Below are 13,225 nucleotides of genomic sequence, written 5' to 3'. Positions count from 1 at the left end.
GTCATGATGAAGAAGCCTAAAGAAATCAAACTGCAGGGCAAAGAAATTTTATCCCTGGACTTCGGTCAGCATACGACCAAATTTGTTCTGGGGAAGGTCAGCAAAAGCACCATTAATGTAGATAGGGCACTTGAAATCCCGACACCGTTTGGCAGTGTGGAGAAGGGGAGAATTATAGATTTCGAGCTGCTGAAGAATCATTTCAAGGAATTTATTAAAAGCGAAAAAATCAAGCCGGCTTACGTCATCTGCTCTGTGGAGAACAGTGAAATCATTACCCGTGAGATTACGCTCCCCTCAACGAATGAGGATCAGATGAACAAAATGCTGGAATTTGAGGTTCAGCAGTATATGCCTATTGAAATGAATGAATATATTGTCCAGTCCAAAATTATTGAGACTTTTGAGGAGGATGATGTCAAGAAGACCAGACTGCTGGCTGCGGCTATGCCTAAGGAAATGGCAAGGAGCTATTTTGACATGCTTCACGCCGTCGACCTGAATGCCCACGTTCTGGACCTTCAGTCCAATTCCATTGACAAGCTCCTTCAAGGGGGATTCCTGATCAATGGGGATGCGGACGCGACTTCGAAATCTGTCGCCGTCATTGACTTTGGCTACAGTCACATCAATGTCGTCATTTTCGACAAAGGACAGTATAAGTTCAACCGTCTGATTGCCCAGGGCTCGGAAGCCCTTGATTCAAGCCTCATCAGCTTCCTGGACTACACTAAGCGGGAAGCGGAAGAGAAAAAAGTCGAACTGGTGGATATCAGCGAGGTTTACAATCAGGAGGAAGCCCATCTCTTGATGCTGGATGAAGAAACCATGCGGATCCGCAACATTGTCAAGAACGTGGTGGATTCCTGGATCAATGAGATCGAACGGATCTTCAAGTTCCATACGAGCCGCGGCGCAGGCAATGCCATTGACAAGATCTATATCTATGGCGGCGCGTCTCAGATGGAAGGACTGGACAAGTATTTGCAAGATACTTTCAGCATTCCAACGACGCGCATCAAAAGCATCACCAACGTCACTATACAAAACTCCACCGCCAAGACCATGACGCCATTTGTCAACGCCCTTGGCGCTATGATCCGACGTTAGGGGGGCTGGCGCACATGAGAGATTATAACTTTTTTGAACCCTATGTGGATCGTAACCGCAAGAGCAGCAGTACAAGCAATGTCAACTATCCATTAATCATAGCCCTGTTGGTAATTATAGTTGCCGCGCTGCCGGTGTTCAACCTCGTCCAGAGCTTCATGCTGGATTCTGAAATTGATATCCTTCAGGCAGATGTGCTGAACCATCCAAAATATCCGCTTCTCGCTGAAGCGGACATGATGCGGGCGGGGATCATTGACGGCAAGGTGAGACTGGAGACCCTCAAGAACATGGATACGGTCCTCACGGGCCAGGAGTGGCTGGACGAGCCGTTCCTGTTCAGCCTGATGGGCACGGTGCCAAGAGATCTTGAGATCAAGAATATGGCCCTGAACCCTGGTAAGGAAATTCAGATTTCCGGTTCGGCCACCAACAAGCCGGCCATTGCGGAGCTGGAGTTCAACCTGAGGAACACCCAGCGCTTTGAGAATCTCTTAGTACGAAGCATCAACAACACGGAAACAGGATTCTATGATTTTACCATGACGTTGAGCGTGAAAGGAGTCGGTGAAGATGCGTCTAACTAACCGTGAAAAACTCCTTCTCCTCGTCCTTGTCTTCGCTGTCATAGGCTATTTCACTTTTAAGTATGTCGTGACCCCGCAGTGGGCAGCGCTGGATGAAAAGGAAGCCGTCAGGGATGACTGGCAGGCCAAAAAGACAGAGCTGGAGACTATAGACCAGACGCTGGCACAGCTCAATACGGAGTGGGCGGCGCTGGATGGGGAAATACAGACCATCGGCAAAAAGTACTTCAGCCTGGTGGAAGAGCAGGAAGAGATTATCCTGCTGTACAATGAGCTGCTGAAGACGCCGGGGATCAAAGACGTTTCCCTGAACTTTGCGGAGCCGGAGAACCTCGAAGTCGAGGGGGGACAGGCGAAGCTGCAGACGGTGCAAGTGGCTTATGAAGGGGAGTATACGTCCCTGTGGAATCTGCTGAAGGCCATCTGGAAGTTTGACAACCGGATCATGGTATCCGGGCTCAACATGGCTAAAGGCGAGACCACGGCGCTGTCCGGCCAGATTTCCATGGAGCTCCACGACCTGTCTGACATGACCAAGGCTTCGGACAACCTGGTGGTCTGGTTCAATAAAGATACCTTTGTCAAGGGCAATCCGTTCACACCGCTTCCTGGTGAGCCGTTTATAGGGACGCGCTACATCATGAAGAGCGACAGCATCACCGCGGCACAGCCAGTTTATGTGAAGTTCGCGGATATCACCGGTCACTGGGCGGAGAGCGCCATTGACAATTTTGGCAGGCAGCGCTTGATCTATGGCGACGCCAACAACCTGTTCTATCCGGACATGCCGCTGACACGGGGCGAAGTGATCATCCTTCTGGACGGTCTCTTTGAATGGCCTACGCCAGCACAACCGGTGGATCTGACGGAGTTTACGGACTACATGGAGCTTGGCCGCTATGAAAGCGTCATGGCTAAAGCGATTTTTAAGGGCTACCTCAGTGAATACATCATTGGTTATGAGGATGGCACTTTAAGACCGAACAATCCAATCTCCTACGAGGAATTTGACCTTGTCATGCAGAAGGTGCTTGAAAAGCCGGACTTCAGTTGGACGACGGAAGCGACAAAAATCCAGGCGGACACGGGCCACGTTTCAGCTGGCCTTGACAACAAGGACGCCTTCATGACCCGGGCTGAAGCGGTTTATTTCCTGAACACGCTGCAGCAGTAACGCCCGGACAGCAATAAGCAATTAACTGAACCCTACAGAGAGATCTCACACCCGGAGGCATTCAGATGAAAAAATCCAGAAACAGGCGTCTCGGAGATTTGCTGATCGATGTTGGACTCATTACACCGGAGCAGCTCGATAGTGCACTCGAAATACAAAAGAAGAGCGGACGTAAAATTGGTGAGGTCCTGATAGAGCTTGGGCATGTGGACGAGGGCCAGATCTCGGATGCCCTGGAATTTCAGCTTGGCATCCCTCATGTGGAACTGGAAAAGACGTACATCCCTCCGGAAGTGCCGCGGATGATTTCAGAGAAGCTTGCCCGCCGCCACGTACTGATTCCCATCAAGTACAAGGACAATGTCCTGACGGTGGCCATGGCGGATCCGCTGAACATCTTCGCCATTGATGACATCAAACTGGCCACTGGCCTGAATGTGGAGCCGGTCATTTCCACAAGGCTCGAGATCATAAACGCCATAGGGCTCTATTATGAGAAGGAGAGCGCGGAGAAGGCCCTGGAGGAATTCAGTGAGACCTACGCCTCAGACTTTTCAGAGTTCATGGATGACGAGATCCTGGCCAACGTGGAAAACGCGCCGGTGGTCAAGCTCCTGAACTCGGTCATCAAGCAGGCCATCAAGATGAAAGCCAGTGACATTCACATTGAGCCTCTGGAGCGGAATCTTAGAATCCGCTTCCGTCTGGACGGGGAGCTTCAAGAGATCATGAGCCCGGAGAAAATCAGCCACTCGGCCATTGTCACCCGGATCAAGATCATGGGCAAAATGAACATTGCGGAAAAGCGGGTCCCTCAGGACGGCCGCGTCGAAATGGTCATTGACGGTAAAGAAGTCGATATGCGTATTTCCATCATGCCTACAGTCTACGGTGAAAAAGTCGTTATCCGTCTCCTGGACCGCAGCAGTGTGCTCCTCACCAAAAACGAGCTGGGCTTCACTGAAAAGAACCTCAGGCTATACGAAAAAATCATTCAGCATCCCCACGGGATCATTCTGGTCACAGGGCCTACAGGCTCCGGTAAAACCACGACGCTGTACGCGACGCTGAATGAGCTCAATCAGATCAACCACAACATCATCACCGTGGAAGACCCGGTGGAATACCGGCTGAACGGTGTCAACCAGTCCCAGGTCAACGTGAAAGCGGGCCTGACCTTTGCCAGCGGCCTCAGATCCATCCTCCGTCAGGACCCGGACATCATCATGATTGGTGAGATCCGGGACCAGGAGACAGCCCAGATCGCGGTCAGAGCGGCCATTACCGGTCACTTGGTGCTCAGCACCATCCATACCAACGACTCGGTATCCACGATTTCCCGTCTCATGGACATGGGCATTGAACCTTTCATGGTCTCAAGCTCCGTGGTGGGCATCATGGCCCAGCGTCTCGTCAAGCGGGTCTGCTACAACTGCAAGACCAGCTATGAACCAACGGAAAAGGATAAACTGCTCCTGGATATGAAAAACGGGGATGTCCTGCATAAAGGGACAGGCTGTAACGTCTGTAACCATACGGGCTACAAAGGCCGGATCGCGATTCACGAAATCCTGCCTATGTACGACAGCATCAAATCTATGATTGACGCCCATAAACCTATTGACCAGATCAAAGCCGTAGCACTGGAGCATGGCATGACAACCCTCAGGGAAAGCTGTAAGCAGCTGGTTATTGAAGGGGTCACCACCGTGGACGAACTACTCAGAATGACGTATTCTCTCGACTAGGAGGTAGTGTGATGAGCATATTAACCTATTTGGACCAGGCCGTGAAGAGCAAGGCCTCGGATCTTCATATCACTGTTGGACAGCCGCCCATCATGCGCCTGGACGGAGAGCTCGTCAAGCTCACGGACACGCCGCTCATGCCGGACGACACGCTGAACATGGTCAAAGAGACCATGAAGAGCCATCAATTTGAAATTCTCGAAGACAAAGGGGAGCTGGACTACTCCTTCTCTTATCCCAACGTGGGCCGCTTCCGTGTCAACGCTTACAGGCAAAGGGGCAGCTATGGCCTCGCCTTCCGCGTCGTTTACGGCCGGATCCCAAGCCTTGAGGAGCTGGGTCTTCCGCCTGTAGTTTCTGATCTGGCCAAAAAGAAACGGGGCCTCATCCTGGTCACGGGACCGACGGGCTCCGGTAAATCTACCACTTTGGCATCCATGATCGATCTGATCAACTCCGAGCGCAGCTGTCACATCCTGACGCTGGAGGATCCTATTGAGTACCTTCACAAGCACAACAAAAGTATTGTCAACCAGAGGGAAGTGGGCGCGGATACCGGCAGCTTTGCCAACGGCCTGAGAGCTGCCCTCCGTGAAGACCCGGATGTCATCCTGGTGGGCGAGATGCGTGACCTTGAGACCATCTCCATTGCGGTCACCGCCGCTGAGACCGGTCACCTTGTGCTTTCCACGCTGCATACCTTAGGTGCTGCGAACACCATGGACCGTATCATTGACGTCTTCCCGCCTTATCAGCAGGAGCAGATCAAGGTTCAGCTGGCGGCGGTCATAGAAGGCATTATCTCCCAGCAGCTGCTCTCCAAGAAAGCCATGAAGGGCAGGGTAGGGGCCTTTGAGGTCATGACCACCACCAACGCTATCCGCAACCTGATCCGCGAGGGCAAGACCCACCAGATTCAGACGAATATCCAGACCGGCTCCAAGTTTGGCATGCAGACCATGGACAACTCACTTCTGAGTCTTTACAAGCAAGGCGTGATCTCCAGGGACTCCTGTCAATCCCACGCCATGGATTTCGACTATGTCAAAGGTCAGCTGGGCACGATCTATTAAAGGAGTGATGCCGAATGCCAGTTTACAAATTTAAGGTACTTACCCCAAACGGCGCCACTTTGGAAGGCACTGAAACGGCCAATACCCACGGCGAAATGATCGTTCGCCTGAAGGAGCGGCAGTACTATCCCGTCAGTGTCGAGGAAGTCATTCAAAAAGACATCAAGGATATCAATCTCTTAAACAAAGTCAGCATCAAGCAGATCGCCGTCTTCGGAAGGCAGTTCTCCACCATGCTCAATGCCGGCGTTACCATAGTCAACACCCTGGACATTTTAAGGCAGCAGACGGAGCACAAGAAGTTCAAGCAGGTCATCAGCGACCTTTATGAGGATGTCCAGAAAGGCTATACCTTCTCAGAAGCTATGGAAAAGCACAACGACGTCTTCCCGAACCTGATGACCTACATGGTCGCGGCAGGGGAGGCCAGCGGAAGTCTGGACGTCGTCATGGAGCGTATGGCGACGCATTATGAGAAGGAGTTTAAGGTCAACAACAAAGTCAAGAGCGCCATGGTGTATCCGGCGGTGTTATCCGTTGTCGCCACAGCGGTGGTCGTCTTCCTCCTGACCTTTGTCATGCCTACCTTCTTAAGCATGTTTGAAGGCAGCGGCGTGCCCCTTCCGGCACCGACCAGGCTGCTCCTTGCCATCAGCAATTCTTTCAGGAATTTCTGGTATGTGTACCTTCTTGTGATCCTGGCCGCGGTGTATCTCTTCAAGCGATTTGCCTCCACGCCAGATGGCAGACGAACCATTGACCGCTACAAGCTGCGTCTGCCCCTCTATAAAGGCCTCACCCGCAAGGTCATCAGCGCCAGATTCTGCCGCACCCTTTCCACACTGCTGGCCAGCGGCATCCCGCTTCTACAGGCTATGGAAAACGTCGCCGGCGCGGTGGGCAATACCGTGGTGGCAGACAGTATAGTGGATTCCAAGGAAGACGTACGAAAAGGCGTCGCCCTCTCAGTCCCAATCCGCAGAACAGGATATTTTCCTCCGATGGTGGATAATATGATCAAGATTGGGGAAGAGTCCGGTACGCTGGACGACATTTTGGATAAGACAGCGAACTTCTTTGACGAAGAAGTCGAGACCGAGGTACAGCGTCTCCTGACCTTCATGGAACCAATGATGATTGTGGTCATGGGTGTCATAGTTGGCTTCATAGTCATTTCCATGATGATGCCTATGTTTGACATGCTGAAGACCGTTCAGTAAGAATGAGGTTGATCGTATGTGTGAGAAGGAAAAGGTAATGTCCCTCGACGAAGCAGCGCAGCATTATTTCGCCCATCCAGGCGAACAGACCTTAGAGCAACTGACCTTAGCAGCGCAGAAGCTGATCCGTTACTATGCCCATCTCTATGGCAAGGGCTTTGACAGGGATGATCTCACTCAGACGGGTTATTTAGGCTTGTTGAAAGCCTTGAAGCAATTTGACGCAAAAAAAGACGCTGCCTTCACCACCTATGCCTCCCATTGTATCATTGGGGAGATCCGGCATATGGTGAGAAAGCAGGCGTCCTATTACCGGCCTGGCTGTATCGTGGAGCTGCAGGGCAAGGTGGATAGAGCCATTGATGATTATGTAAAAGAAAATGGCGAGGCGCCAAGCGTGCAGTATATTGCCGAGCAGCTAAAGGTCCGGGAAAGCGCCATTGAGGAAGTTATGAAGGCGGGTCTTGTGAGCTTTGATGAGATTGATACCTCGAAGATTCACAGTACCGAGTACGAGTCCTTCAGGCTGCCTATTGAGGATAGGATTGTTTTGGCAAATGCGTTTAGAAGATTAAGTGATCTACAGAGAAAAGTGATTCAGATGCTGTTCTTCCAGGATCTTACGCAGCAGGAAGTGGCGGACCGGACGGGGCTATCTCAGAGAAAGGTCAGCCGGATCAAGCATGAGAGCCTGGAGAAGATGAACGAGGATTTGGAGGAGGAAGGGGAAGATCTGGAGGCCTCTGGGTTGTTTAAGGAGTTTCGGGCGCATCATACTGGATAAAAAGAAAAAAAGAAAAGAAAAAATTAAAGAAAAAGACCCAAAGCGTGTCTGAAAGTTTGACTCAGCGGTATAACTTAGTCAAGAATGTCAGAGGCGGGTGGGTGCAGCTTCGGTGTCAGAGAGTAAGAGCGTTAAAAGATTTGACACCGGGGCAAAATAAGAGAGAGGTTGGTCCTACAGGTTCAAGGTTAGTAGGTTGCTTGGTGGTTGAGGGTTGTAAGGGTTGAAGCAGGGAAGCAGTTTAGACGAAGCATAGAAAGAGCCATTATTAAACCAACACCAATGTAGTGGTTGCAGTTTGGACAGCGCCTGGTTTGTTCTGGAGCATTAAGTGTCTGGATGTTTGTTGTAGGTGCGGAGTCGGGTGCTTCATGGGGCCGGATGATGAGGTACAGATGAAGAAAAAATGCTGCACAGGTTAATGTTGCGGGGGAGACCAGGCGTGGTAGGGCTTGCTATAGTGTGGGGATCCAGCTGGAGGTGCGCTTGATCAAGGGGTGTGCTGAAGGTAAAGGGCTGAAGGCTTAAAGATTAAGGCATAAGGCTAAAGGCTTAAAAAAAGAAAAGATTGGATCAACCCACGTATGAAGCATCCAGCTATGCATTCAAATCAGCATCATCTAAAAAACGGTTAAGGGGGTGGACGTCAGAGGGTAAGATAAGTTGGTTGGAATGCCCATAAATTAAAGGTTTCACAGGGTTTTATGGGGCTGAAGAATGGGTATGAATTGCCCAAGGATGGAAAGAGTACAAAAGAGTAGTACGTAAAGAAAAAAGATTTAAAGAGGGGCAAAAGAAAAAACATTAATTAAAAAGAAAAGGATGGTGTTTTACATGTTAAGATTTTTCAATAAGAGAATTCATAATAGGAAAGGCTTCACGTTGATTGAACTGATTGTTGTTATTGCGATTTTGGGAATTTTGGCGTTGATTGCTGTGCCAAGATTTCTTGGTGCTACTGAAAGCGCTAAACAAAAGGCACATAATGCCAATGTCGCGATGATCGAAGATGCTGCACAATTAGCGTTGGCAAATGGTGATGCTGCTGCTGACATTGATATGGCTTACCTTGAAACAAATGACTATATTAGCAATGTTCCAGAGACACCAATTGCTGTAACTGCGGCTCAAGATCCAAATAGTGCAGCTGATACTGCTGCGGGTGTAGCATATACTGTTGACGTTGTTGAAAATGCGGCTGGTGATGCAGGAAGTACGTTTACTATTACAGTTGTTCCAGGAAAAGTTGATTGGTAATTTTTAAGTACTTTAAATTGTATTTTATCATATAATTTTTTCATACCCCAGTAAATTATCAATTGAATCTACTGGGGTATGATTATAATAAATTTTTAATAATAGCGTGAGTTGATAGTATATAATTGAGCGAATTTTGTTTTGAATTTAGCAATTCAGTATTCAATTTAAATTCGATTGATCAAGTCAAATTAATATATAGAATTAACATAGATTCAATCATTTTATAATACGTGAGCCTATTGAATTGAATTTAAGTACTTTATTATTAATTGATTCATATTCACAAAATGCATAATTTTCTTAAAATTGAATGATTTTCGTTTGCTTAATGATTTTAACGCAGTATGTTAAGTAACGAATTCAAATAGTCTCATTCATTAGTAAAAAGACATAAGCATGTTTCTGAGAGGATGGATAATATGAGACGTGTATTTCGTTATTTTAATTACAATAAAGGTGCTGCTCTTCCAATAGTAATTATGGTTTTTTTGGTATTGTTTATTCTTGGTGTGTTGTTAGTTAATTTAAGTAGAGCAGAAACAACTCAAACTTCATGGCAAAATAATAGAATTCAAGCCCATTATATTGCCCGGTCTGGCGTACATCACGGCCTGAAAATTTTAGAAAACAAATTATCCACTCCTTATATTGGAACAGTTAAACAATTAGTAGATGAATTACAAACTCTTGTAACAAATCCATATTCGATAACAGGCGTAGGTAATTATGATATTGAATTCAGTGAAGGTTTGTATTCGGGTGAAATTAAAATTACTGCAACTGGTGAGACATATGGTTATATGTCTACTTCTAGAATTGTATCTTATACTCGAATGTTAGGTGGTACGAGAACATTAACGGATGCAAGTGGGATTTGGCTTACTGGTATAAATTTTGATAAAGCAATAAATCCGAACAATTCTGGAGAATCATATTTAGGTCATGAAGTTTTTGTAAAGACCTCAAACTCAAAAAACACAATTCAATCACCGAAAGGTTCATCAAATCCGTCTACATTTCAAGCTTCAGTTATAGTACTCCATGATTATGACAATATTAGTCTTCGTCAAGTTACTAATTGTATAACGTTGACTTTTGATAACGAATTATTATTCTTTTTAGGTGGTATTGAGACCAATAAAACTTCAGATGAAATTATTTTTACAATTTCAGATAAGGTATTACAACAGAAAACATACAATGATGCAACGAATGGATATGATCCAAACTACCCGAATCCTGATGGAACCGGCAGCAATAGATCACCAATAGAACTGGATTTCGGAAATGCCGAAACACCTGAAGATCCTAATCCTTATGCAGTAGGATTTGAATCAATTGATAGGTACCGTACTTTTATTAATCCATCTAATCCTAGTAGTGTAAGTATTACTTCGTATTCAGGATATTCATCAGATTTTGATGCAACTAAAAAATATGGAATAGTTCGTATAGGTGGAGAAGGTATAAAAGCTGATGATGGAACTTATTTACTAAGAATTCCAGATGATATAGGGATGAATTATGAAAAAGGATATTTTTATTTCCAAAATGGTGTAAGTATAAATAAGAATAACATCAGTGATAACAGTAGTAGATTTATGACCAATATCATTAATCCTTCTAAACCGCTATTAATTCCTATACCTGATACAGATCCGATTGTACCAATACTTGACCAATGGATAGGAAAAACTATCGGAACTAGCGATCCATATTGGGATGAAAAATGAAGAGTAAGCCATAGTAATTTTGGGGCGAAATAGTTTTAATAATTTAGAAATTATGATTCGCCTTAGAAGAGGTGTTGTTATGAAAAAATATTTGAATCAAACCAACGGATTTACATTAGTTGAATTGATCATTTCTATCGCACTAATTGGTTTAATAGCTTCATTTTTCCTCGCTTTGTTCACTAGTGGATTTGCAAATATAATTGGCATGGGCAATAAAACAAAAGCTATGAATAATAATGCAATGGTAATTATGGATGAAATCTATAAAACGCCGTCACTTATTTCAAGCGTCAGTAACGACGAAATTGATCTGGGATATGGTGATAATGTTACTATTAATGTTGCTTCAGGTGGAAGCATTCCAACTGGTCTTAAAAAAGTTGAAATCGAAGTTTTTTATGCACCAGACCGAAGTGTTAAGTTGACTAGTTTAGTCCCGTCTTCATAAAGGGGTTGGAACAATGAGAAAATTTTATATCAACAAAAAAGGTGTGACTTTAGTTGAACTAATTATGGTAGTTGCGCTTATTTCAATTGTAATGATTGGTATATTTAATATGTTTGTTTTTGGTAATAAAGCATTTAAAAATGGAAGCAACCAACATTATACTCAGAATGAGGTTCGTTTTGCACTTGAATCAATGACAAACGAAATAAGATATTCTAAAACAATTGAGATTTTCGATGAAAATCTTGAAGATCTAATTGACGATCTATTAGTGTTTGATTCAACTAATGGAATCTATTCCGATAATAGATTATTAGGTTGGACATATGTTTTATATGACGCTGACAATGATTCCATTGTAAAACTTAATCGAGAAGCAGGCGCAACTCAAAAGTTCACGCTCACAAACAATAAATCAGGTAGTAATCCAATTGAATTTCAAGTGGTTAATGGAAATAAATTAGAATATTACGTTCGAGGAACTGATGAAAATGGCCAACGTACATTTGAAATAAATTCAGAAATATTTCTAATGAATAATCCTAATGTAATTGATGGATCATCAGGCTATGTTATAGCATATCAAACCCCTGAAATTATTAGAACTGAACTACAAGCTCCAATAATTGATTTTGAAGATCCAGGTTTAATCGCCGACAGTTCACGAGTGGAATTCATCTTTAACAAAAACGTTGATGAAAGCACTATCACCATTGCCTCGGTAACAGCAGGAAACAATGGACAACCACTTACTTCATCTAATATTAATATAGATGTTGAGACAATTAGTTTTAACAAATATAAGATTTCAATAATATTTGTTAAAGTCGGGAATAAACCTACTAGTTTTGCAAACGGTGATAAGATAAAGTTAAATTTGTATGATGCAGATGGTTATATTGTTACACCAACTTTAAGTTATAGCGGTGGTAAATGGTCAATCGAGTAAGCTGTCCATCGCAAGATGGCCCGTACCTGTCACCGCCAGCGAAGTTGCGGAAGTTGTTAATAAATTTATGTAGTGATTGCAAGGGTTGTAGGGATTAGTCAGCGTAATACCGGGTTTTGGGTGACAGGTACAAATAGCGAAGATGGTGAAATTGTTATACAATTCATCAAAAGCAGGGAGTTGTTGCGAAACTAGAACATTTAGTTTCACAGCAACTCTTTTTTTACGCCAATTGGAATGTAAGCGGTTAATAATCATCTGTGCCCAATAAAAAAAGGCAGCCAGGAGGCCACCTATATTTCTTCGTTAATTCCTAACTGCACAAGCTGCTTGGATTGTCGGATCCCAGGGGAGTAGGGAATCAAGCTCTTCTTTGTTCTTCACAATTTCCATGGATGGGATTTCGCGCAATAGATATTCCAAGTACTTGTGTGGATTGAGACCATTTGCCTTGGCCGTCTCGACGATACTAAATACAACAGCGCTGGCATCAGCACCTGCCGGACTCGCGGAGAAGAGCCAGTTTTTTCTTCCAACAGTAAATGGTCGGATGCTATTTTCGGCTAAGTTGTTTGAAATAGCGCAGTTACCGTCTTTCAGGTAGGTCATTAACCAGTCTTTATGATTGAGGGCATATTGAAGTGCCTTGCCAATCTTGGATTTCGAGAGTACTTTCGGCAATGTGTCTTCAACCCACGACCAAAAGGCCTCCAGAACCGGCAATTCCAGTTCAAGGCGTTTAGTTTTTCTGTCTTCAGGACTTAGCGCTTTGAGGTCGCTCTCTATATCGAAAAGCTTATTGCAATAGGCAATCCCAATCTTAGGCAATGTGGATTCCGGATTTTTGCTGTCTTTCGGCAGCGCATCCACAAAATAGCGCCTTACATGACTCCAGCAGGCGCACCGGGAGATTCCCTCCACTTTGCCATACCCAGAATACCCATCTGTATGTAGGTACCCCTTGTAGTCTCCAAGAAAGTCTGCAGCGACCTTTCCATTTCGACCGGCATTATAACGGAAGATCCGTATCGGTGCCCGACTGGTCTCTCCAGTGGCAAATACCCACATGTAAGATTTGCTTTGAGCTGTGCGTCCCGCTTCCTTCAACACCTGAAGGGTTGTCTCGTCAGCATGCA

12 protein-coding genes are annotated in these 13,225 nt (G+C 45.4%); 11 read left to right on the top strand and 1 reads right to left on the bottom strand.

Going from position 1 to position 13,225, the window contains the following annotated elements; genetic code table 11:
- The first annotated feature begins 3 nt into the window (after positions 1-3).
- From pilM to BLP63_RS14570, 11 genes are all read left to right on the top strand, one after another.
- The gene (gene pilM, locus BLP63_RS14620) at positions 4-1,110 is read left to right on the top strand and encodes a type IV pilus assembly protein PilM (protein ID WP_092592859.1); all 1,107 of its coding nucleotides are present in this window, start codon (positions 4-6) and stop codon (positions 1,108-1,110) included.
- A gap of 14 nt (positions 1,111-1,124) precedes the next feature.
- Positions 1,125-1,697, top strand: a complete 573-nt coding sequence (locus BLP63_RS14615; protein ID WP_092592857.1) for a PilN domain-containing protein — start codon at positions 1,125-1,127, stop codon at positions 1,695-1,697.
- A complete protein-coding gene (locus BLP63_RS14610; protein ID WP_092592855.1) occupies positions 1,684-2,871 on the top strand; it encodes an S-layer homology domain-containing protein in 1,188 nt (395 codons plus the stop codon). The genes BLP63_RS14615 and BLP63_RS14610 overlap by 14 nt, the downstream gene beginning before the upstream one ends.
- A 65-nt stretch (positions 2,872-2,936) precedes the next feature.
- Entirely contained in the window at positions 2,937-4,619 is a 1,683-nt protein-coding gene (locus tag BLP63_RS14605) for a GspE/PulE family protein (protein WP_092592853.1), read from the top strand.
- Between the two features lie 11 nt (positions 4,620-4,630).
- Positions 4,631-5,692 carry a type IV pilus twitching motility protein PilT gene (locus BLP63_RS14600; protein WP_092592851.1) on the top strand — a complete coding sequence of 354 codons (1,062 nt, stop codon included), beginning with the start codon at positions 4,631-4,633 and terminating at the stop codon, positions 5,690-5,692.
- Between the two features lie 14 nt (positions 5,693-5,706).
- Positions 5,707-6,912: a type II secretion system F family protein gene (locus BLP63_RS14595; RefSeq protein WP_092592849.1), complete on the top strand. Its 1,206-nt coding sequence runs from the start codon at positions 5,707-5,709 to the stop codon at positions 6,910-6,912.
- Positions 6,913-6,928: 16 nt separating this feature from the next.
- Complete coding sequence (locus BLP63_RS14590; RefSeq protein WP_092592847.1) at positions 6,929-7,696, top strand: sigma-70 family RNA polymerase sigma factor; 768 nt, start codon at positions 6,929-6,931, stop codon at positions 7,694-7,696.
- Positions 7,697-8,530: 834 nt separating this feature from the next.
- Entirely contained in the window at positions 8,531-8,953 is a 423-nt protein-coding gene (locus BLP63_RS17235) for a competence type IV pilus major pilin ComGC (RefSeq protein ID WP_092592845.1), read from the top strand.
- A gap of 422 nt (positions 8,954-9,375) precedes the next feature.
- The gene (locus tag BLP63_RS14580) at positions 9,376-10,689 is read left to right on the top strand and encodes a hypothetical protein (RefSeq protein WP_092592843.1); all 1,314 of its coding nucleotides are present in this window, start codon (positions 9,376-9,378) and stop codon (positions 10,687-10,689) included.
- Positions 10,690-10,768: 79 nt separating this feature from the next.
- Positions 10,769-11,140, top strand: a complete 372-nt coding sequence (locus tag BLP63_RS14575; protein ID WP_170829483.1) for a type II secretion system protein — start codon at positions 10,769-10,771, stop codon at positions 11,138-11,140.
- 13 nt (positions 11,141-11,153) lie between these two features.
- On the top strand, positions 11,154-12,089 hold the full coding sequence (locus tag BLP63_RS14570) for a PilW family protein (RefSeq protein ID WP_092592839.1): 936 nt from the start codon (positions 11,154-11,156) through the stop codon (positions 12,087-12,089).
- A 306-nt stretch (positions 12,090-12,395) separates the two neighbouring features.
- Here BLP63_RS14570 and tnpC read toward each other — a convergent pair.
- Positions 12,396-13,225, bottom strand: an 830-nt coding sequence (gene tnpC / locus BLP63_RS14565; protein WP_139159846.1) for an IS66 family transposase, incomplete at its 5' end; no start/stop codon positions are given.

The organism is Acidaminobacter hydrogenoformans DSM 2784, from assembly GCF_900103005.1.
Classification (GTDB): Bacteria; Bacillota; Clostridia; order Peptostreptococcales; family Acidaminobacteraceae; genus Acidaminobacter; species Acidaminobacter hydrogenoformans.
The sequence above is the reverse complement of the archived record's forward strand: the minus strand, read 5'-3'. Positions and strand labels throughout refer to the sequence as shown.